Genomic DNA, 22,006 nt, shown 5'->3' on the forward strand with positions numbered 1-22,006 from the left:
TTTTTATAAACACATCAAAAAGATAAAAGTGGTTATACTACATAAAATAACCTATAATATAAGCTTGGTAATATATTGCTACATAAAAGGAGAGGAGACTATTATGTTAAGGCTTTTAAAAAAATTACCTAAGTCACTATATATCATTTTGACTTTATCTCTGATACTACATATTATTTGCCTAGTAAAACAACCCGGCGTAGATGCAGAACAAATTAAAAAGACATATGGTGCCAACGATGCATATAACTATACATTATCAGCTCAACAATTATTAGAACATGGTGTATTTGGATATGTATATATGGAGCCAAGCGATCCACCACAGAAAAATGCTTATGTAACACCTGGTCAGCCCCTATTATTGGCTGGAGCGCTTATCGTATCAAAGATAACTTCTATACCATACTATTATGTCGCTACTAGTTTTAATACGATTTTCGATTTATTAACAATTCTTCTCTTATATTTAATAGGAAAAGAATTGTTTGAACGAAAAGCATATGGCCTTATTGCAAGCGGGTTATACGCTAGTTACTTTAGTATATATCACTATTTCCGTTTACTATTAACGGAACCACCGTCTATGTTTTTATTATGTTTCTCAATCTATTTATTTGTTCTTGCATGGAAACATAACAAAGTAAAATATCATGTTTGGTTCGGTATCATCGTATCAATATTACTTATGTTCCGACCAAACCCTGCACCTATGTTACTAATTCCAATGATTGTTGTTATTTATACGTATGGAATAAAAGAATCAATCAAAATTGGATTACTTTGGTGTATTGGTCCTATTTTTATTATTGGAGCATGGGTATTCCGAAATTTCCTAGCTTTACATCAATTTGTTCCGTTCTCTACCCAAGGGGGCGATCCTCTTATTGCAGGGGCAGACCCATTTTATAAAACAGGCTATATGAATATCATCAATGATATGAATACAGCGGGATATACAGACAAATCAGAGTATGCAAAGCATTTAATCAAGCAAGGTTTTTCTACTGACTTTACCTATTGGTTCTCCTGGTTTACTGTTGGGAAAACAATTGAATTATTTATAAGACCATCTTGGGTAGACAATTATTCCTTCTATCCACTTGTGAAAAGATATCATCAACTCTTAATAGCTTTTACAGCTATAAGTTCTTTCTGCTTTATGTTAAATTCCTTTAAGCATAAGCGTTTGATGATGTTAGTAAGCAGTCTTGTCATATATGTAGCATCTGCTAATATATTCCTTGCTATAGATCGCTACGGGTATTTCGTAATACCAATCATATGTCTAATCGCTTCCTATGGAATTGTACGTATAATACAATCACTTTCTAATTTAAAATATAGATAACATAAATGCCCCAAGTGGACTTGGGGCATTTATTCATCTATTCCCCTAATTAACCAATAGTTGATTTACAAAGTTTATATGCGGTACACTTATATCCGTAGTTATTGATTACCAATATTAATTTATTCAATATGGAGGACATCTCTTGAAACTTATACAACGGATTAAAAACAACCCACTTTATAGCAAAATCAAATCAATCCCTGTTATCCAAAACTATTCTCAAAATAAAACACTTCGTATTCGAAGAGCAAATATGGAACAGTATGGATTAAAATCACTGATTCTAATGCAAGAAGCTTTTGAAGCTGCAGGACATACATTCTGGCTAGATTATGGTACTTTATTAGGCGCTGTACGTGAAAAAGACTTCATCGGTCATGATGATGATATTGATGTTGGAGCTTTTTACGTAGATGAAAATATGAGGCAAGCTATTGAAGACCAAATGAAACAAAGAGGCTTTATAAAAGAACGAGCATTTATGATTGATGGAAAAACTGTAGAGGAAACATATGTTTATCATGGTGTATATGTAGATATTTTCTACTACTTTAAAGAAGCTGATGATAAAGTATGGTGTTATTTCTTTGAAGGTGGCAAAAATGTAACGTTTACAAATCATGAAACATATCGCGTTTCAACTGGTTGGAAAACAAAGAGAGCAATCTCTACATTTACCAATATGGGAACAATCCCGTTTAAAGGTGAAACATTTGCTGTTCCTAGTAATTATGAGCAGTATTTAACAGACAATTATGGACCAAATTATATGATTAAAAATGCAGATTGGGATTCTTCTAACTCTGCTTCTAATATTGAATTACTTCCTATAGAACATGCAGAAGGAATCTATTTCAATAATTAATACAATGATCATGAAAGATACGTATTTAACTTTCATTTGTGTGGAAAGGTGAAATTATGCAAAAGTCACTTGTCTCAAATATTTTCTATAAAATATTGCTGAATACCTTTAATATTATTCTCCCAATTCTAGTAGGACCTTACGCATACAGGATGCTTGGTGCCGAATCCATGGGAACTGTTAATTTTGCTGAAACGATTTTTAATTATTTTTTCATTTTTGCTGTATTTGGTGTATATCAATATGGATTGCGTGAAATCAGCTTAATAAAAAATGATAAGAAGAAAGTTGCACAATTGTTCACGAGTTTATATGTAATTAACGTTACAACAAGTATTCTGGCTTTAATAGCATTTTCACTCTTTAGCTATATCGGCTATGGGAACCAAGATTTATTTCCTGTACTTCTCATTTTCGGATTTAATTTCATTGCTAATTTATTCTATGTAGAATGGTTTAATGAAGCGCATGAGAATTATGATTTCATTACGAAAAAAACCGTTATTGTTCGTCTGATTTATGTTGTGCTTCTTTTCACTTTTATTCATGGAGCAGATGACTATAAGCAATTTGCCGGTTTGTTAGTTTTATCAACATTTTTAAACCATTTTATTAGTTTTATATATGTGAAGCGCCAAGTTAAGTTTGATTTTTCCAATTTAACAATTGTTCCACATTTAAAACCTTTATTTTTAGTTGTTATTTTTTCAAATGCTAATATTCTCTACACACAGCTAGATCGCCTTGTTTTAGGGGAATATGCCGGAAAAGCTGCAGTTGCTTTCTATGTAATGGCCTTTCAAATTATGACCATTATTAATACACTTATGTTAAGTGTTGTACAAGTTACAATTCCAAGACTCTCCTATTTATCAGGTAACGCAACTGAAGGAGAATATGAAGCATTACTAAATAAAATCTCAAAAGTATATTTCATTACGTTGTTCCCAGCCGCTATCGGTTTAATGCTTATTGCTCATGGAGCTGTTGTCATTTACGGCGGACATGAGTTTGCTGGAGCTGGTAATACATTAATCGTGTTTGCATTTTATATGATTTCAGTAGGAATTGAATCTATTTTAGCAAACCAAATTATTTACGTGAAAAAGAAAGAAAGTATTTTAGTACGCTTTTTATTCATTTGCGGTTTCATAAACCTTGCATCTAATATTGCGCTTATATACTTTGATGTACTTACACCAACAACAGCAATTTTCACAACAACAATTGCTAACTGTTTATTAATTATATTTGAATATATTTATGTGAAAAAGAAATTAAAAGTAAATTACACATTGTTCGATATGCAAAAGCTACGATACCTGTTTTATTCACTGACATTTTTACCAATAGCATTCTTAGTGAATACAATAATTTCAGGACAAACCCTACAAGTTATCATCACAATGTTAGCATGTGGATTCGCTTATGCACTTATTCTATTCATAGCGAAAGATGAAATTCTCTTTATGCTATTAGACAAAATAAAAGCACGATTTAAAAAAGCTTAAATGCAACCTCTTAAAGGAGCTGTTACAATTGAAATTCTCTTTAATCATGGCCACTTGTGGTAGACGTGACGATATTCTTGATTTACTACAATCATTAGAAAAACAAACATATAAAAACTTCGAACTTATTGTAGTTGACCAAAATGATACACCAATTTCTGATCTATTTGAGGATTACAAAGAAAAGTTCGCCATAAACTATATTTATACCCCTATTAAAGGTTTATCCCGTGCCCGTAATACAGGTTTAAAAGTAGCTGATGGCGATATCATTGCTTTCCCAGATGACGATTGTATCTATGAAACAAATGTGTTAGAAAGCATTCTAGAAACATTTAACAGCAATAAAGATATTCAGTTTATATCAACGAATACTACAAATGTGGAAGGAACAGGCTCATTAGTACATGCACCAGAAACCGATATTATTTTAAATGATAAGTACGGATTCATGGGACCGTCTTTCACACTATTCTTTACGAAACAATTTGTACAAGATGTTGATATGTTTGATGAAGATTTAGGTGTTGGATCTGGAACAATTTACGGAGCTGGTGAAGAAACTGATTTCGTACTGCGCGGTATGAAAAATGGATATACAGGACTATTTAGAAAAGACCTATTCGTATACCATCCAGTAAAAGAAGAAGTGATTAATGAGCAATCATTAAAAAGGGCTATTTCCTATGCCGGTGGTTTCGGAAGAGTAATTCGTTTACATTATGGCTTCCCTTACTTTTTACGCGCGGTTGCAGCCGCTACATTCCGTATGACACAAAATATTTCGAACGACAAACGTAAATTCCATGCAAATCGTTTAAAAGGAATCGTTCGAGGGTATTTTAAATAAAAAAGAAGAGCAACCGTTCAATATTAGAACAGTTTGCTCTTCTTTTTTATCCTGCATTAACGGGCAGCTCGATTGGTGAGGACTGATAATCAGTGGGGAATAGAGTCCCCACTGATTAAAGTTCCACTTCATCTAGTTTCTCTCTCTAAAAACGAAATCGTCTCCTTTAGTCCCTCACGGTAAGATGTCTTTGGCACTTTACCGATATACCTCTCATACTTTTCTCCACTTAATACAACCGGTTCTTCTGTCAAATATAACATTTCTACAAACTCTTTCATTTGTTTATCAAATAGGCCAATCATTCCGATCATACGTTTTTTTACAGTCATTATAGGTTTTGTATATCCAGTTAATTCTCTTATATGCCTAATCATTTCTTCCCCTGTAATTACACCTGATCCTGGTATATTCCAATTTTGCCCATATGCATCATCACGTAATGCTAATTCAACAATAGCTTTAGCTCCATCCGGTGTAAAAATATATTCCCTAGCAAGCTTCTTATCCCCAACAAAACTAGATATTTTATTTGCAAGAACACCTTGCAGTGTATGATGAACGAGTGTGCTTTCCGCATTTGGTCCATAAAAGTCCGGAAAATGAGCAATAAGTACCGGCACCTCTGCTTGCTTCGCCATCAATTCAAGCTGTAAACGAATTCTCCCCTTCTTTGTATGTGGATTCTTTAAAGCTTCTTCCGTTACCTTCCCTCTTCCTTGTTTTCCATACGCATAAATATTATCTACCATCGCTAATTTAGCACCTTGGCACTTCGTCGTTTCTAATATATTTTTTAGTAACTCTGGCTGCTTTGTCCCCCAATCTGTGTACGGAATATTTACAGCATGAAATATAACATCTACACCTTTAGCAGCTTCCATTATATTTGCTTGCTTAAATACATCTCCTGCTACTATTTGTATGTTTTCTTCCTCACGGAATAAAGTTTCTAGCTTCTCCCTCTTTCTCGCAAAAGCAACCACATCTATCCCAAGAGTACATAATTCTTTTGTAATGGCATATCCCATTGCCCCAGATGCTCCCAACACTAGCGCCTTTTTCATCATCATATCCCCCTTTAATTAACCGGTGTTCAATTAATATTAAAAAGAAAATCACTTACATCAGAAGCGATTTTGCAATAAAATTTACATGCGCTTTAGCTAAATCTTGTACATCTTCAAACGTTTGACCACTTCCACAATAATGCGCAACAAATCCATGTAATGATAAAAAAACAGACCATACTGTCATTGCATTTATATTTCCTTTACATAAAGAAGATATAACAGAAGCGAACTTCTCATAACTAACATTTGGTCCATCTGCTAAACATTCTTTTAATTCATCATCTTTAATCAAGAACATGATTTCATAATGACTTTGATTTCGTAAACCGAATTCAATAAATCCAAATAAAACTGCTTTTAATTGCTCTTCCTGTTTTAAATTTAGAGCATTAATTTCATCTAGTGTTTCATTTAATAATTGAAAATCTTGTTCAATCATCGCATAAAAAAGCTCTGCTTTATTCTTAAAATGATAATAAATCGAACCATGACTGTATCCTAATGCTGCTGCAATTTTACGCATGGAAGTATGCTGATACCCTTGTTTTATAAACAAGTCCCTCGCTGCATTCATAATCATTTCTCTTGTTAATTCTTGTTTAACTGCCCTTCTTGGCGACATCTCTCATACCTCACAATTTAATTAACCGCTGTTCAATTACATTATATCCCTTTTCCAGAAAAAAACAATCCTATTTTTGAAAAAATATACATTTTGAAAGGATGGTATTATCTCTAAGAATTTAGTATCATGATTCAAGATACTATTTTGAAATGGACGGAGGACACTATGAGCTTATTAACAGTTGAAAATTTAGGTCATACATTTGGTGACCGCACACTATTTAAAGACGTATCAATGCGTTTATTGGCAGGAGAACATGTTGGATTAGTTGGTGCAAACGGCGTTGGTAAATCAACATTTATGAATATCATTACTGGACAGCTTATCCATGATGAGGGACGCGTAGAATGGACACCTGGTACACACTATGGATATTTAGACCAACATACAATTTTAACACCAGGCAGAACGATTCGTGACGTATTAACAGATGCATTCTTACCTTTATTTGAAAAAGAAAAAACACTCAATATTATTACAGAAAAAATGGGAACGGCTACACCAGAAGAATTGGAAGAACTTCTAGACCAAATGGCAGAAATACAAGATGCACTTGAAGCAGGTGGCTTCTACTTACTAGATATTAAAATTGAAGAGGCTGCACGTGGTCTTGGAATTGATGCAATTGGATTAGACCGTGATGTTTCTGCATTAAGTGGTGGGCAGCGTACAAAAGTATTACTTGCCAAGCTATTACTTGAACAACCAGAAGTACTATTACTGGATGAGCCTACCAACTATTTAGATGTTGAACATATTCAATGGTTAACAAATTACCTGAAAGAATATCCACATGCGTTCCTTTTAATTTCCCATGATACGGAATTTATGAACAAATGTGTCGATGTTATTTTCCATCTAGAATTCTCAAAAATGACGCGTTACACAGCGACATATGAAAAATTCCTAGAGTTAGCTGAAATCAATAAAAATCAACATTTAAACGCTTATCAAAAACAACAAGAATTCATTAAAAAACAAGAAGATTTTATCGCCAAAAACAAAGCCCGTTATTCCACAACAGGTCGTGCAAAGAGCCGTCAAAAGCAACTTGATCGCATGGAGCGTATCGATCGCCCAGAAACAGCAATTAAACCCGAATTTTCTTTCAAAGAATGTCGCGCAAGCAGTCGCTTTGTCTTTGAAGGTGAAGACGTAGAAATTGGATACACACATGCATTATTGCCAAAACTAACGATGACAATTGAGCGTGGAGAAAAAATCGCTATTGTTGGATGTAATGGTGTTGGTAAGTCAACATTATTAAAAACAATCCTAGGTAAAATTAAACCATTAAGCGGGAAAACAAGCCTTGGTGACTTCTTAGAACCTGCATACTTCGAACAAGAAGTAAAGGCTGAGAATTTAACGCCAATCGATGATGTATGGAATACATTCCCAAGTCTAGATCAGCACCAAGTTCGTGCAATGTTAGCACGATGTGGTTTGAAAAACGAGCATATTTCTCGTCCATTAAGCCAATTAAGCGGTGGAGAGCAAGCAAAAGTTCGTTTATGTAAGCTAATGGGTGAAGAGAGTAACTGGCTACTATTCGATGAGCCAACAAATCATCTTGATGTTACAGCAAAAGAAGAACTGAAAAAGGCAATGAAGGCATACAAAGGGACCATTATTCTTGTATGTCACGAACCAGACTTCTACCAAGATTGGATAACAAAAGTTTGGAACGTAGAAGAATGGGCACAATCTAACAGCTAATAAAAAGGGGATCTACTAAGATCCCTTTTTTATTATGAATATATTCTTCTCTCTTACCTAACTTTTATATGATAGTACCCAGCTAGTCTCAACCGAAAATCCCTCAAGTCATCATAAGATTTTAAATTAGCCAGCATTCCTTGAATAACTGGGATTCTCGGATTTGACAATTTCATTTCAGATTCAAGAACATCTAAAGTAACTAACAACTCATCATTTTCTAATTGATCTGCTAATGTACGTTTAAACGTAATAATTTCCTGTAAAAAATGCTCTTTTGCTTGCTCTTTAATAAGCTCTGAACTACCAAATAATTGGTTCATTTGCTCTTCCTTCAAAACGGGCATGTCCTCAGAATGTACAAGCCCCTCTACAAGATCATCCATTCTCTTTAAAATAAATGTAGAGACGTGAGGTATATCAATTTCAGCTAAATTAAAAATAATTAATTCTAAATAACTTCGGCATATCCCCTCTACCATAAACACAAGGTCTAATACATATGGAATAACCTTTTCACCATAAATAGATAATAAGCTATTTCGATAAAAGGCATGCGACTCTAACTTCATTTTCACCATAAAAGCTTCTACTTCTTTATTAAACGGGATTGCATTTTCTCTCGCAAGTATAATAAGAAATTCCTTATGTTCTTGGACATCATTAAACTGGCAATACAATTGCTTTTCAAACTTTTCACGTGGTAGCAAAGATTCTTCATCAATAGCCATCGTCTTGTTGTAAATTTTGTCATAATAATATCGAATTGTCGCTAATAACAATTCATCTTTTGATTTGAAATATAAATAAAATGCTCCCTTTGATATTCCACACGCTGTTACGATTTCTTGCACTGACGTTGCATTCATACCCTTAGTTGCAAATAACTTTATTGCCATTTCTATAATTAAACGTTCTTTTTCTTTCATTTTTTCTCTCTCCTATTTATTCAAAAACGCTTATACCCACATTATAAAATTCTATCATAACATTACAAATTTTTTCATTTTACCATACCACGCTTTTTTATTGACGACTGACCAACCAGTCAGTTATATTATGTATTATACTGACCGGTTGGTCAATATTTATTATAAAAAGGAGTGCAAACATGAACAAAATTATTAACTTTTCGTTAAAAAACAAGTTCGCAGTTTGGCTATTAACCATTCTCGTTACCGTGGCAGGAATTTATTCTGGGCTTAATATGAAGCTCGAAACAATCCCTGACATTACAACACCTGTTGTAACAGTAACAACGGTTTATCCTGGTGCTACACCAGCGGAAGTAGCTGATAAGGTATCAAAACCGATGGAACAGCAACTGCAAAATTTGAGCGGGGTCAATGTTGTTAGTTCTTCCTCTTATCAAAATGCCTCTTCTATTCAAGTAGAGTATGACTTTGATAAGAATATGGAGAAAGCTGAAACCGAGATTAAAGAAGCACTTGCAAATGTAAAATTACCAGAGGGCGTAAAAGATCCAAAAGTTTCTCGAGTAAACTTTAATGCCTTTCCTGTTATTTCATTAAGTGTAGCGAGTAAAGATGAATCTTTAGCCACTTTAACTGAAAAAGTTGAAAAAAATATTGTCCCAGGATTAAAAAGACTTGATGGCGTTGCATCTGTTCAAATTTCAGGACAACAAGTAGATGAAGTACAACTTGTCTTTAAAAAAGATAAGATGAAAGAATTAGGTTTAAGTGAAGATACAGTTAAAAATATGATTAAAGGCTCTGATGTATCTTTACCACTTGGCCTATATACATTCAAAGATACTGAGAAATCAGTTGCTGTAGATGGAAACATTACAACAATCAAAGCTTTAAAAGAAATGAAGATCCCTGCTGTTCCTTCAGGAGCAAATAGTCAAGGTAATCCAGGTGCAGGAGCTCAAGCACCTCAAATGAATCCAGCGATATCTGATGGTATCCCAACTGTTACATTAGAAGAAATTGCTGATATTAAAGAAGTTGGGAAGGCAGAATCTATTTCCCGTACAAATGGAAAAGAAGCAATTGGTATTCAAATTGTTAAATCTGCTGATGCAAACACTGTTGATGTCGTAAACGCAGTCAAAGATCAAGTTAAGGAATTTGAGAAGAAATATAAAGACTTAGAAATCATCTCAACATTTGACCAAGGTGCACCAATTGAAAAATCAGTTGATACTATGCTTAGCAAAGCAATCTTCGGTGCTATCTTTGCTATTGTCATTATTATGTTGTTTTTACGCAATATCCGAACAACATTGATTTCTGTCGTTTCTATACCACTCTCCTTACTAATTGCTGTTTTATTACTAAAACAGATGGATATTACACTTAATATGATGACACTTGGAGCAATGACCGTCGCAATCGGACGTGTTGTCGACGATTCAATCGTTGTTATTGAAAATATTTATAGACGCATGTCCTTATCCGGCGAAAAATTAAAAGGCATGGACTTAATCCGTGAAGCAACAAAAGAGATGTTTGTTCCAATTATGTCTTCCACAATCGTAACCATTGCCGTCTTCTTACCTCTTGGACTTGTAAAAGGTATGATTGGTGAAATGTTCTTACCATTTGCTTTAACAATTGTATTCGCACTATTAGCTTCACTACTTGTAGCAATTACAATTGTACCAATGTTAGCTCATTCTTTATTTAAAAAAGAAAGTGTGAGAGAAAAACAAGTTCATCATGAAGAAAAACCAAGTAAATTAGCAAATATCTATAAACGTATACTTGATTGGGCATTAAACCATAAAATCATTACATCTAGCATAGCTGTTCTTCTATTAGTAGGTAGCCTTGCACTTGTACCGATTATCGGTGTTAGCTTCTTACCATCTGAAGAAGAAAAAATGATTATTGCAACGTATAACCCTGAACCAGGGCAAACTTTAGAAGATGTTGAAAAAATAACAACAAAAGCTGAAAAGCACTTCCAAAATAAGAAGGATGTAAAAACAATTCAGTTCTCATTAGGTGGAGAAAATCCAATGAGCCCAGGCAACACAAATCAAGCTATGTTCTTTGTTCAATATGATAATGACACAAAAAACTTTGAGAAAGAAAAAGAACAAGTTATTAAAGATTTACAAAAGATGACAGGAAAAGGTGAATGGAAAAACCAAGACTTTGGGGCTAGCGGGGGTAGCAATGAAATTAAGCTGTATGTATATGGAGATAGCTCAGAAGATATCGAACCTGTCGTAAAAGATATTCAAAATATCATGAAGAAAGAAAAAGACTTGAAAGATATCGACTCTAGTCTTGCAAAAACATATGTAGAATACACATTAGTCGCAGATCAAGAAAAACTAAGTAAAATGGGTCTAACTGCTGCTCAAATTGGAATGGGTCTTTCTAATCCACACGATCGCCCTGTTCTTACTACAATCAAAAAAGACGGTAAAGATGTTAACGTATATGTAGAAGCTGAAAAGCATGATTATCAAACAATTGATGATTTAACAAACCGTAAAATTAAAACACCACTTGGAAATGAAGTGGCTGTAAAAGATGTTATGACTGTAAAAGAAGGTGAAACATCTAATACAGTAACTCATCGCGATGGTCGTGTTTATGCAGAAGTAACTGCTAAATTAACATCCGATGATGTTTCAAAAGCATCAGCTGCTATTCAGAAAGAAGTCGATAAAATGGATCTCCCTTCTGGTGTAGATATTTCTATGGGCGGTGTAACAAAAGATATCCAAGAATCATTCCAGCAACTTGGATTAGCAATGTTAGCTGCGATTGCCATTGTATACTTCGTTCTTGTTGTTACATTTGGCGGTGCTCTTGCGCCATTCGCAATTTTATTCTCACTACCATTTACAATTATCGGCGCCCTTGTTGCCTTACTAATTTCAGGTGAGACATTAAGTGTATCAGCAATGATTGGGGCTCTTATGTTGATTGGTATCGTTGTAACGAACGCGATTGTTCTTATCGACCGTGTAATTCATAAAGAAAATGAAGGTCTATCGACACGCGAAGCTTTATTAGAAGCTGGTGCAACTCGCTTACGTCCAATTCTAATGACTGCAATCGCAACAATTGGCGCTCTTATCCCACTTGCACTAGGCTTTGAAGGCAGTGGATTAATTTCTAAAGGCCTTGGAGTAACCGTAATTGGTGGATTAACAAGTTCAACATTATTAACACTACTTATCGTTCCAATTGTGTATGAAGTACTCAGCAAGTTTAAAAAGAAAAAGAAAATCGTAGAATAAAGAAATAACCTCGCTGCATGCGAGGTTATTTCTTATTATTAAACAAAATTAGAAAATCTCCATAGCCTTCTTTCTCTAATTCCTCTTTCGGAATAAAGCGAAGTGCCGCTGAATTAATACAATAGCGAAGGCCATTTGGGCCTGGTCCATCGGGGAATACGTGACCAAGATGAGAATCTCCTTCCTTACTTCTTACTTCCGTACGCGTCATATTGTGACTAACATCCATTTTCTCTTTTACACTACCTGACATAACCGGCTTCGTAAAACTTGGCCAACCACATCCACTATCAAATTTATCTAAAGAAGTAAAGAGTGGTTCACCAGATACAATATCCACGTAGATACCTTCCTCTTTATGATTCCAATATTCATTTTGAAAAGGCGGCTCTGTACCGTTATCTTGTGTTACATAAAATTGCATATCTGTTAATCGTTCTTTTAAGTGTGCGTTATCTTTCGGCCAATGTTTTTTAATAAAGGCGTCCCGTCCTGATCCTTGACGATATAGTTCATAGCGAAAAGAATTTTTCTTATGATATCCCTGATGATACTCTTCAGCAGGAAAGAAAATAGCAGCAGGAAGAATTTTTGTTGCAATTGGTTTTGAAAAACGCCCGCTCTCAGCAAGTGCTGTTTTTGAAGCTTCCGCTTGTTCACGTTGCTTCTCATTATGATAAAAAATTACCGTTTCATAAGACTGTCCACGATCATGAAATTGACCACCAATATCTGTCGGATCAATCTGTCTCCAATAAATATCTAACAACTTTCCATAAGGCATTTTATTCGCATCAAATGTAATTTGTACTGCTTCATAATGCCCTGTCGTTTCTGAACATACTTCCTTATATGTTGGGTTCTCTTTATGCCCACCTGTATAACCTGAAACAACCTTAATGATACCTTCCATCTCTTCAAATGGTGAAACCATACACCAAAAACATCCTCCAGCAAACGTAGCAAGTTCTATATTTTCATTTACAGCCATTTACTTCACCCCTATTCTTTCATTCTTCTTACAGTATTGCATATATATATGGAAGTTATAAAAGAAAAAGCATCGGCGCCCGATGCTTTTTCTTTCTCTCTATTTTTAGGCAAGCTCTTTTTCATCACTCGTCACATCTAACACATCTAAAAGGAACATGAAGACCGGAATACCAATAATTAGTCCCCATACACCTAAAAAGTGTTCTGAGAAAATTAATACCATAAATGTATAGAAAATCGGTAAATTTGTTTTTTGTGACATGAATTTAGGATTTAAAACATAACTTTCAAGTGCATGAATAACAGCAACAATTACTAAAATATAAACTACATAAGTAATGCTACCAATATTATAAGCAATCATACAAAGTGGAACGAGCGAAATGATTACACCAGCTACTGGAATTAAACCGAGTAAAAAGATCATTAACGCTAACCCCAGTAACTGGGGAAATCCTAAAATCCATAGTGCAATTACTGATAGGATACAATTAACAACCGCAATGAGAAACTGCGCTTCAATTACCTTTCCAAACGAACGAGCGAATTTCTTCCCGAAATATTCGATTTCATTATAAAAAATGGCCAGCCTACTCTCTTTAAATTTTGCAGTAAAGGCCACAATACGAGCTTTCTCCAATAAGAAGAATAAACTTAAAATGAGAGAAAGTAAAAATTGCAAACCAAACTTTCCGACATTGGCAATAGATTTATAAAGAATATCTACACCTTGCCCGACATATTTTGAAAGCTCCATATGGTTAATTGCGTTAATTGAAGCCTTTATAATCTCATTGTCTGGTGGATTTTTAAGAAACACATTGAACTGGTAAATCAATTGTGAAATTTGCACCGTCAATACTGGTAAATATTTAAATAACGTGATGGAAATTCCACCAACTAACATTACATATAAGAATGCTATAATAATCTTTCGATTAATTGGCATGAAATGATTCAATTTTCGAGAAATAAACTTTTGGAATCGATCCATTAAATACGTAAAAATAAACGTAATTAAAATTAAATTGAACATGCTTTTTAGCCCATATAACATAAGAGCTAGCAAGAGTAATACAAGTAACCTCTGAAATCCTTTGCTTTGAAACAGGTTTTTCATTTGCATAATTGACGAGTGATCTCTCCTGTCCTATAAAGTGAAACTTTACAAAGTGGGTTTTCTTTATCTCCCACACAAATTTGACGTTTATGAATATCCTCTACCAATTTCTTTGCTTTCGCTAGATTTAAGCTCGGGATACATGGTGTTACCTTTCTATTTTACAATACAATTGTCCTTTTCAGAACGCATTCTATAAAGTATTAATGAAGATTTAAGGAAAATCTCCTTTCTTCCCATATTAAAATGGGTCTTACCACTACTGTAACACAAAAAGCAAGCTATCAGTAGAAATCTGTCCTACGAATAGCTTGCTTTTCCTTTTTATCGAATATATTTTGTTAACCGATAAATGGCATAAACATCGGAATAACAACTACTGTTACAACCCCAACGACTGTTACTGCAATACTTGCCATCGCTGCTTCCACTTCGCCCATTTCAATTCCAACTGCAACGCCAAGCGCATGTCCTGCTGTTCCTAGTGCTAAGCCCTTTGCAATTGGATTTTTCACTCTAAATGTTTTTAAGAATAAAGCGCCAAGTGCATATACAATAACTGCGTTAAAGATAACTGCAAAAGATGTAATTGCTGGAATACCACCGATGCTTTCAGATATCGGTAAAGCAATTGCCGTTGTTGCTGCTTGTGGTAACATAGAATTCATTACAGATGTATCTAATCCAATTGCTTTAGCAACAATGAACACGACAATTACTGAACAAACAGATCCAACAACGATAGCAGATAAAATTTGCCACCAATATTTTTTTAACTTATCAACTTGTTTGTATAACGGAATTGCAAAAGCAATTGTTGCTGGCTCTAAGAAGAAGCTAATCATTTTACCACCAGTATTATATTCTTCAAATGTAAAGTTACCAACTTTTAAAAAGACAATCCCAAGTACCATTGCTACAAACAGTGGTGTGAATAAGAAGAATCGTTTTGAATGTTTAAATAAGAATGTTCCGATCCCGTATGCGATTAATGAAACGACAATTCCGAAATATGGAGTCATTGTGCTTGCCATGTTCATTACCTCCTAACCTTGTTTGGTCTAATGGTTACGCAACTTTTCCATGTTTGCGTCCTTTATGTGCAACATCTAATTGTTTTGTATCTGTTGTTTCTTTTTCTTCTTTACCTAGAATAAATTGTGCAAATAAACCAGTTACTGCTAGTAAAATAATTGTTGCCACAACGATTACAGTTATGATTTGTACAAAATATTGTCCCATTACACCAAGAGAGTTAATAACAGAAATACCAGATGGTACGAAAAGAAATCCGATAATACCTGTTAACGCTGTTCCAAGTGATTCAACCTGCTCCAATTTAATGACCTTTAAGCATAATAGGCTAAACAAAATAACTAATCCGATTACTGATGAAGGCATTGGAATTGGTAAGTGCGTTGCAATAATATGAGAAACCAACATAATAGCTGAGAAAACAAATACTTGTGATAAGAAACTGTATACTTTTTTTGTACTCATTTTGGCCACCTCTTTCGATTTGGTACCTTTATTGTATATGATGCAAACGATTAAGTAAGCGCTTACATATCGGAACGTCAAATATACAGAATTAGTTACAAAAATAACAGGATGAAATACAAAAGCTGCTTCTTAAATACGAAGCAGCTTTTTAAGTTCCTTGGCATACGTGCGACTTACTGGAACTTTCGAACTATCTTTCATAATTAAGTTATACGTGGAATTAAACCATGGCTGTACTTCTGAAATATGATTGATATTCACAATAAAACTGCGATGAACACGCATAAAAGTCGTTTGTGGTAACTTCTTTTCTAAAATAACAAGTGTATCATGGGTTGCATATGTTTCTCGAATCGTCTTTACAGTCACCTTTCCGTCCACAAGCCCTACATAAACAATATCCTCAATATTCACAAGTACAATGGACTCTTCTATGGGCAGGGCAAGCTTATACATCTCCGTCGTAACATCTGGAGCTTTTACATCCTGTTTTTTCTCCGTTTCACCCTGCTTGCGCTTCTTATATTTTTTCAGTGTCTGTGCAATCCGCTCTTCATCAAACGGCTTTAAAATATAATCTAATGCATCCACTTCAAATGCTTGCAGCGCATATTGATCGTATGCTGTTGCAAAAACAACGGCCGGTGGATTCTTCATTTTCTTTAATATATTCGCAATCTCAAATCCGTTATCATCTGAAAGCTGAATATCTAAAAAGACAAGATCTGGCTTGTTCCCCATTAACTTTTCTAATGCATCTTCCACGCAATCGGCTTCATCAATTACGTCAACTTCTCTCGTACGCTGTAATAAATATTTCAATTCATCCCGCGCTAACATTTCATCGTCAACCACTAATACCTTTAACACTGCCTTCTTCCTCCCCTATGTTTTGAATCGGTATTGTAAATGAAATCTTTGTCCCTGTTCCTACTTCACTCTTAATATGAAGAATTGTTTCTTTCCCAAACAGTCCCATTAACCGTTGATTAATATTATATAAAGCTGTGCCAGTCCCTTTTTTTGATGACACAACCGCTTTTCCCAATTGTTCTAGACGCTCCTCTTCAATTCCCTTACCATTATCCTTCACTTGAAAATGAATCATATCTCCCTTAGCATGTGCATGAACCTCTACTTGGCAAATCGGTTGTTTCTTTGGAAAAGCATGGCGCAGTGCATTTTCTACTAACAATTGCAATACAAATGGTGGAAGTAAAATTGTCTGTAACCCTTCTCCAATGTACGTTTTTACCTCATATTTATTTGGAAATCTCGCTTGCTCTAATGATAAATATGCATGTACATGATTTAGTTCTTGCTCTAATGGAATAAGCAACTGACGTGCCCCCTGTAAATTGCAACGAAAATAAACGCTAAGTTGTAATAAGAGCTTTCTTGCTTTTTCTACATCTGTACGGCATAAAGCTGACACCGTATTAATTGCATTAAATAGAAAATGCGGATTAATTTGTGCCTGCAATGCCTTTATTTCTGCGTCTTGAAGCAGTTTACCTTGCAATTCTGCTTCTCCTAATTCAAGCTGTGTCGAAAAAATTTTCGCTAATCCTTCTGCTAATTCTTCTTCCACACGACTTAACTGATTTGGATTTTTAAAATAAAGCTTTAATGTCCCAATTGTATTCCCATGTGATGTTAATGGGATTACTACCGCTGCTTGCAATGGACATCCCTCATGTTGACAATTAATAACCTCTCGTGATTTCGCTTTCATTATTTTCCCTGTTTTTAATACTTCTTTCGATAATCCCGTAATTAAACTATGAGAGGGAATGTGGTGATCTGCTGCTAACCCAACATGTGCTAATATTTTTTCTGTATCTGTTAAGGATACCGCATCTGTCCCTGTAAAACGATGGATAATTTGTGCCACATGCTTACAAGATTCTTCTGTTAAGCCTTGACGGAAGTACGGTAGTGTCTTATCTGCAATCCGCAGTACTTTATGAGTTTGTAAAGCCTTTGCATTTTCTTCTTGGCGCAAAATGGCTTGCACCATAGAAAGTAAAATAAAACTACCGAAACTATTCACGAGAATCATCGGAATTGCAATCGTTTTCACGATATTAAGTCCATCTTCTACAATAAACAGAATCATTACCATTTCTAAAGATACAATAAAAACACTTAAAATAGCCGAAAATTTAGGTGTGACGGTACGATTATGCTTTTGAAAAATACGACCAATATAACCAGTAATAAAACCTGCTAAGATAGAAGAAACCGCACAACTAATTGCCGTTGTCCCCCCAAGCATATAGCGGTGAATGCCAGCAATGAATCCAACGCCAATCCCAATAATGGGTCCACCTAATAAACCACTAATTCCAACTCCCATAATACGCGTATTGGCAATCGTACTCGATGAAGAGACACCTTGTAGCCAATTTTCATTCATAATTGTATTACCTGCAATTTCAATCCCTGTATAATTGCTTACAATTGTAAATGATGAAAAAATACAAATAAGCATGAGCTTGTCTGTATACCCGTCTTGTTTATGCAGAAGACGTCGAAATGTTTTAATATGCGAAAGTAAAAAACCTAATATAACAATTAGTCCAACACGTTCGATCATCATAAGTACTAAATCTAGCATCTGTGATTCATCCTTTATTTGTTTAGTTAGTTTTATTATCGGAAAATAATGGAGTAAGAGTCAAGGATGAATAAACCAACGAAACTAAAATTATATAAAAATAGGATGTTTTCTTTATTTTGAAAACATCCCTTCATCAATCCTCAGGCTCTATTGTTTCTCCAATCGCACCAAGTACCGCTCCAGTTGCCTGTACCCAGCTCCCAATTAGCCCTATTAATTGTTCATCAACTTTGTTCTCTTTCTTTTCCTCTTCATTCTTCTGATTATTACTACTTTCCTTATCATTTTCATTCTTTTTTTCCATTTCTTCTTCTTTCAGTACATTATATAAAGCTTGAAATGCTTGTAATCCTGCTCCTACTGTTTGTAATGAGTTCCCGATAACCCCTAACCATTGAATATTTTGAGTATCCCTAAGTTCATCAACAACTGCTAAAAAAGCACCGAAAGACTGCAAACTATTCCCAGCTATAATTAAATAATCATTTTCCTTCTCTTCATTCTCTAGATTAAGGGCCGTTCCAATTACATCGGAAGTATTCCCTAATGCTTGTACGAACGCACTTGTCCTTCCCAATGAACAACCTGATTTCTCGCTCAGCTGCATTTCAGTCCCTGTTTCCTCTATGGAATCATTGGATTTTCCGATGCTTTCATCTTCATTTTCCATTTTCTTGAATGATCCATTTAGTTGTTTGGTGTCTTCTTTATTCTCAGTTTCTCCTTCTGTATCTTCCGTTTGTTCCAGCCCTTGCAAGACACCCCCAATTGCTTGCACCGATTCCCCAACAATCGTTAATGCATCCTCTACATCTTCCTCCCCAATAAATGCTCTTGTAGCTCCAATGGCCGATATAATATTTCCACCAGCTTGAAACCATGCTCCCGTAACTGTTAAACTTCTTGAACCCATAATTTTTCATCCACCCTAAACAAATCACCTTATAATTTATTATCATATTCGAGGGCCTTGCCCATTGTTTATATACAAGTTCATGCGAGTCGTTCAACTTCTTCATTCATGTAAATTAAAACTTTAATTCGTGGTTTTTTCTCCATCCCCACTGGTTATTAGCCTAACCAATCGGGATTCTGGCAGATAAAATTGGGCGCCGTAAAACCTTCGCAATTTATTACATTGGTGGTACTATATACTGTTTGGTTTACTTCTTCCTATTTACAGATGCAACATTATTATTATGGGGCAGCGCGTTACTCGGTTTCTTCGCTAACGGCATGATGGGGGGATTTAGAGCTATTCTGGCAGAAAATTATCCAGCAGAAGCACGTTCGACAGCTGAGAACTTCATTTTTGGTACAGGACGTGGTTTAGCTGGTTTTGGACCAATAATCATTGGGTTACTCGCTACAGGTGGCCATTTACTTGGAGCATTATCCCTTATCTTTATCATCTATCCAATTGGTTTAATTACAATGTTAGTGTGTGTACCTGAAACAAAAGGAAAAGTACTAGACTAGACTCAATCAAACAAAAAAGCATTGAAATCTCTTATTCCAATGCTTTTTTATTATTTATGAAAGAAATTTGGAGTAAGAATATCGTTTGGATAAGGCTTATGATAAATATGAGTTGTCGCCGGTGACAACGGCGGAATAAGCCAGACCCAATTCCCCGTCACAACGCGGCCGCAAGCAGCTTCTTGCTTTTCAAATTGTGCAAATTGCTGTGCTGCTGTATGATGATCGACAATACTTACCCCTTGCTTTTTGAAGGAGTGTAAAACAGCTATATTTAACTCGACTAATGCTTTATCTTTCCATAGCGTACTATTTCTAGATGTATCCAAGTTCATAATTTCTGCAACAGCAGGAAGGAAATTATAACGATCATGATCCGCCAAATTACGAGCCCCAATCTCAGTTCCCATATACCAACCATTGAAAGGAGCCGCCGTATAAGAAATCCCACCAATTTCTAAGCGCATATCTGAAATCATCGGTACCCCATACCACTTCGCTCCAAGAGATGAAAATGGATATTCTGGATGTTCAATGTTCACTTCTTTTACTTCTTCTTTAGGAATTTCGTTATATACGGGTTCTTTTCCATCAACAGAAAATAAAAGTGGTAATACATCAAAATTCGTACCTTCACCCTTCCAACCAAGTTCCTGACAGAACGCTGTAAATGAAGAAGAATGCGAGTCTCCGATCACTCCTACTTCTGTTTCATATCCCGCATAACGAATCAATTGATGATTATAAATACGAATATTATCATATTCATTTCTATACTGCTTAAAAATTGTAATTGTCGGTTTAATTTTCCCGTTATTTGTTGCATAGCGAATATGATGAATAAGTGCCTGATATACACCCTCCTCATCATTCACTTCGCGAGCATCTAGTATGTGCATTTTATTCCAAAACAATCTTCCGATACATCGATTACTGTTTCTCCAGGCCATGCGTGCACCATGAACAAGCTCATCAAAGGTGTGCTCATACGTCCCCGTCTGTTCTATTTCCGATACAATTTGGTTGAGACGCCCGTCTATTCGCTCTTCTCTACCAAGCTCTTGATAGCAAGTTATAATAAATTCTCTTGCTTCATCTATTAATGCTTTCCTTTTGTTCATAAGCAATCTCCTTTTATTTCAACAAGACACTACTACTTTACAGTATAAGCAAAAACAAATGTAGTAACAAACGAAATCAAGAAAGTTCCTGTTCTTTACTAGAACTCATATTTTCAGAAAATTAATAGAATTATATGTTTTTTATTGACTTCTTAAAAAAACGAGTGTATTTTTGAGTTATGTAAATTTTTTTTACCTAATGCAACTTTTGGTTGAAAGGAGGTGAACTATATGTCTTCATTTCATTTGCCTAAGCTCTCATATGACTATGACGAGCTAGAGCCCTATATTGATAGTGATACTTTGGCACTTCATCATGGGAAGCACCACGCCACGTATGTAAAAAATTTAAATACAGCTTTGGAAGGTTATAAAGAATTGCAGAACAAACCTTTAGAAAAATTATTATGTAATTTAAACACCCTTCCATCAGATATTGTTACTGCTGTAAGAAATAATGGTGGTGGGCATTACTGTCATAGTCTTTTTTGGGAAGTGATGAGTCCGAAAGGTGGAGGCGAACCTAATGGAGACGTTTCAAAAGTAATTGATTATTATTTCAATACCTTTGACAACTTAAAAGACCAGCTTTCCAAAGCAGCAATTAGCCGTTTTGGAAGTGGATATGGATGGCTTGTACTTGATGGTGAGGAGCTTTCTATCATGAGCACACCAAATCAAGATACACCCTTGCAAGAAGGAAAAATCCCATTGCTCGTAATTGATGTATGGGAACACGCCTATTACTTAAAGTATCAAAACCGTCGTCCAGAGTTTGTTACAAATTGGTGGAACACGGTCAACTGGGATCGAGTAAATGAAAAGTATTTACAAGCAATTCAATCACAAAAACATTAATTATACGTATAAGGTAAATTTGGTAATGTAAAAGTAGTATCGTCGAAATCCTCCAAAATCCCCCAGATTGCCACTGGGGGATTT

Annotated in this window: 18 protein-coding genes and 2 pseudogenes; 8 read left to right on the forward strand and 12 right to left on the reverse strand. The window is 35.1% G+C overall.

All coding sequences use genetic code 11. The features are described from left to right. Positions 1-103 precede the first annotated feature (103 nt). From HRG09_RS11185 to HRG09_RS11200, 4 genes are all read left to right on the forward strand, one after another. Entirely contained in the window at positions 104-1,351 is a 1,248-nt protein-coding gene (locus HRG09_RS11185; RefSeq protein ID WP_174100884.1) for a glycosyltransferase family 39 protein, read from the forward strand. 145 nt (positions 1,352-1,496) lie between these two features. Then, complete coding sequence (locus HRG09_RS11190) at positions 1,497-2,219, forward strand: LicD family protein (RefSeq protein WP_174100885.1); 723 nt, start codon at positions 1,497-1,499, stop codon at positions 2,217-2,219. Between the two features lie 56 nt (positions 2,220-2,275). Continuing rightward, entirely contained in the window at positions 2,276-3,730 is a 1,455-nt protein-coding gene (locus HRG09_RS11195; protein WP_174100886.1) for an oligosaccharide flippase family protein, read from the forward strand. Positions 3,731-3,758: 28 nt separating this feature from the next. Beyond that, positions 3,759-4,580 carry a glycosyltransferase family 2 protein gene (locus HRG09_RS11200; protein ID WP_174100887.1) on the forward strand — a complete coding sequence of 274 codons (822 nt, stop codon included), beginning with the start codon at positions 3,759-3,761 and terminating at the stop codon, positions 4,578-4,580. A gap of 128 nt (positions 4,581-4,708) precedes the next feature. Here HRG09_RS11200 and HRG09_RS11205 read toward each other — a convergent pair whose 3' ends face one another. Continuing rightward, on the reverse strand, positions 4,709-5,647 hold the full coding sequence (locus HRG09_RS11205) for an SDR family NAD(P)-dependent oxidoreductase (RefSeq protein WP_174100888.1): 939 nt from the start codon (positions 5,645-5,647) through the stop codon (positions 4,709-4,711). 55 nt (positions 5,648-5,702) lie between these two features. Then, a complete protein-coding gene (locus HRG09_RS11210) occupies positions 5,703-6,275 on the reverse strand; it encodes a TetR/AcrR family transcriptional regulator (protein ID WP_174100889.1) in 573 nt (190 codons plus the stop codon). Positions 6,276-6,404: 129 nt separating this feature from the next. Between HRG09_RS11210 and HRG09_RS11215 the strand changes: the two genes are divergently transcribed. After that, positions 6,405-7,997 (forward strand): ABC-F family ATP-binding cassette domain-containing protein, encoded by a 1,593-nt coding sequence (locus HRG09_RS11215; protein WP_174100890.1) that lies wholly within the window; start codon positions 6,405-6,407, stop codon positions 7,995-7,997. Positions 7,998-8,050: 53 nt separating this feature from the next. On the opposite strand, the gene HRG09_RS11220 is transcribed toward HRG09_RS11215, so the two are convergent. Next, entirely contained in the window at positions 8,051-8,926 is an 876-nt protein-coding gene (locus tag HRG09_RS11220; RefSeq protein ID WP_174100891.1) for a TetR/AcrR family transcriptional regulator, read from the reverse strand. Positions 8,927-9,108: 182 nt separating this feature from the next. Between HRG09_RS11220 and HRG09_RS11225 the strand changes: the two genes are divergently transcribed. Then, on the forward strand, positions 9,109-12,225 hold the full coding sequence (locus HRG09_RS11225; RefSeq protein WP_174100892.1) for an efflux RND transporter permease subunit: 3,117 nt from the start codon (positions 9,109-9,111) through the stop codon (positions 12,223-12,225). Positions 12,226-12,250: 25 nt separating this feature from the next. On the opposite strand, the gene msrB is transcribed toward HRG09_RS11225, so the two are convergent. The 8 genes and pseudogenes from msrB to HRG09_RS11260 form a co-directional block, all read right to left on the reverse strand. Next, entirely contained in the window at positions 12,251-12,703 is a 453-nt protein-coding gene (gene msrB, locus HRG09_RS28865; protein ID WP_309232113.1) for a peptide-methionine (R)-S-oxide reductase MsrB, read from the reverse strand. A 45-nt stretch (positions 12,704-12,748) separates the two neighbouring features. Continuing rightward, positions 12,749-13,216, reverse strand: a pseudogene (gene msrA, locus HRG09_RS28870) (peptide-methionine (S)-S-oxide reductase MsrA); the annotation flags it as partial. A 105-nt stretch (positions 13,217-13,321) separates the two neighbouring features. Next, positions 13,322-14,344: an AI-2E family transporter gene (locus HRG09_RS11235; RefSeq protein ID WP_174100894.1), complete on the reverse strand. Its 1,023-nt coding sequence runs from the start codon at positions 14,342-14,344 to the stop codon at positions 13,322-13,324. Between the two features lie 335 nt (positions 14,345-14,679). Continuing rightward, positions 14,680-15,372, reverse strand: coding sequence for an antiholin-like protein LrgB (lrgB, locus tag HRG09_RS11240; RefSeq protein ID WP_174100895.1), 693 nt, complete (start codon positions 15,370-15,372; stop codon positions 14,680-14,682). Between the two features lie 34 nt (positions 15,373-15,406). Further along, positions 15,407-15,838, reverse strand: a complete 432-nt coding sequence (lrgA, locus tag HRG09_RS11245; protein WP_174100943.1) for an antiholin-like murein hydrolase modulator LrgA — start codon at positions 15,836-15,838, stop codon at positions 15,407-15,409. A 132-nt stretch (positions 15,839-15,970) separates the two neighbouring features. Further along, entirely contained in the window at positions 15,971-16,711 is a 741-nt protein-coding gene (locus HRG09_RS11250) for a LytR/AlgR family response regulator transcription factor (RefSeq protein WP_174100896.1), read from the reverse strand. After that, positions 16,689-18,461 (reverse strand): sensor histidine kinase, encoded by a 1,773-nt coding sequence (locus HRG09_RS11255; RefSeq protein WP_174100897.1) that lies wholly within the window; start codon positions 18,459-18,461, stop codon positions 16,689-16,691. The genes HRG09_RS11250 and HRG09_RS11255 overlap by 23 nt, the downstream gene beginning before the upstream one ends. 136 nt (positions 18,462-18,597) lie before the next feature. Then, positions 18,598-19,377, reverse strand: a complete 780-nt coding sequence (locus HRG09_RS11260) for a DUF6944 family repetitive protein (protein ID WP_174100898.1) — start codon at positions 19,375-19,377, stop codon at positions 18,598-18,600. Positions 19,378-19,550: 173 nt separating this feature from the next. Between HRG09_RS11260 and HRG09_RS11265 the strand changes: the two are divergent. Then, positions 19,551-19,943, forward strand: a pseudogene (locus HRG09_RS11265) (MFS transporter); the annotation flags it as partial. Between the two features lie 50 nt (positions 19,944-19,993). Here the strand turns inward: HRG09_RS11265 and HRG09_RS11270 are convergent. Then, the gene (locus HRG09_RS11270) at positions 19,994-21,064 is read right to left on the reverse strand and encodes a nitric oxide synthase oxygenase (RefSeq protein ID WP_174100899.1); all 1,071 of its coding nucleotides are present in this window, start codon (positions 21,062-21,064) and stop codon (positions 19,994-19,996) included. A gap of 231 nt (positions 21,065-21,295) precedes the next feature. Here HRG09_RS11270 and sodA point away from each other — a divergent pair, with 231 nt between their 5' ends. Beyond that, positions 21,296-21,922, forward strand: coding sequence for a superoxide dismutase [Mn] (sodA, locus tag HRG09_RS11275; protein ID WP_174100900.1), 627 nt, complete (start codon positions 21,296-21,298; stop codon positions 21,920-21,922). Positions 21,923-22,006 lie beyond the last annotated feature (84 nt).

Origin of the sequence: Bacillus sp. Xin1, from assembly GCF_013314535.1 — a bacterium.
Lineage (GTDB): Bacteria > Bacillota > Bacilli > Bacillales > Bacillaceae_G > Bacillus_A.

Excerpts from the sequence above, each read along its gene's own strand:
- HRG09_RS11210 (WP_174100889.1), bottom strand. The coding sequence starts at position 6,275 with ATGTCGCCAAGAAGGGCAGTTAAACAAGAATTAACAAGAGAAATGATT.
- HRG09_RS11220 (WP_174100891.1), bottom strand. The coding sequence starts at position 8,926 with ATGAAAGAAAAAGAACGTTTAATTATAGAAATGGCAATAAAGTTATTT.
- HRG09_RS11235 (WP_174100894.1), bottom strand. The coding sequence starts at position 14,344 with ATGCAAATGAAAAACCTGTTTCAAAGCAAAGGATTTCAGAGGTTACTT.
- lrgB (WP_174100895.1), bottom strand. The coding sequence starts at position 15,372 with ATGGCAAGCACAATGACTCCATATTTCGGAATTGTCGTTTCATTAATC.
- HRG09_RS11255 (WP_174100897.1), bottom strand. The coding sequence starts at position 18,461 with ATGCTAGATTTAGTACTTATGATGATCGAACGTGTTGGACTAATTGTT.
- HRG09_RS11215 (WP_174100890.1), top strand. The coding sequence starts at position 6,405 with ATGATTCAAGATACTATTTTGAAATGGACGGAGGACACTATGAGCTTA.
- sodA (WP_174100900.1), top strand. The coding sequence starts at position 21,296 with ATGTCTTCATTTCATTTGCCTAAGCTCTCATATGACTATGACGAGCTA.
- HRG09_RS11225 (WP_174100892.1), top strand. The coding sequence starts at position 9,109 with ATGAACAAAATTATTAACTTTTCGTTAAAAAACAAGTTCGCAGTTTGG.
- HRG09_RS11260 (WP_174100898.1), bottom strand. The coding sequence starts at position 19,377 with ATGGGTTCAAGAAGTTTAACAGTTACGGGAGCATGGTTTCAAGCTGGT.
- HRG09_RS11270 (WP_174100899.1), bottom strand. The coding sequence starts at position 21,064 with ATGAACAAAAGGAAAGCATTAATAGATGAAGCAAGAGAATTTATTATA.
- HRG09_RS11205 (WP_174100888.1), bottom strand. The coding sequence starts at position 5,647 with ATGAAAAAGGCGCTAGTGTTGGGAGCATCTGGGGCAATGGGATATGCC.
- lrgA (WP_174100943.1), bottom strand. The coding sequence starts at position 15,838 with ATGAGTACAAAAAAAGTATACAGTTTCTTATCACAAGTATTTGTTTTC.
- HRG09_RS11185 (WP_174100884.1), top strand. The coding sequence starts at position 104 with ATGTTAAGGCTTTTAAAAAAATTACCTAAGTCACTATATATCATTTTG.
- HRG09_RS11195 (WP_174100886.1), top strand. The coding sequence starts at position 2,276 with ATGCAAAAGTCACTTGTCTCAAATATTTTCTATAAAATATTGCTGAAT.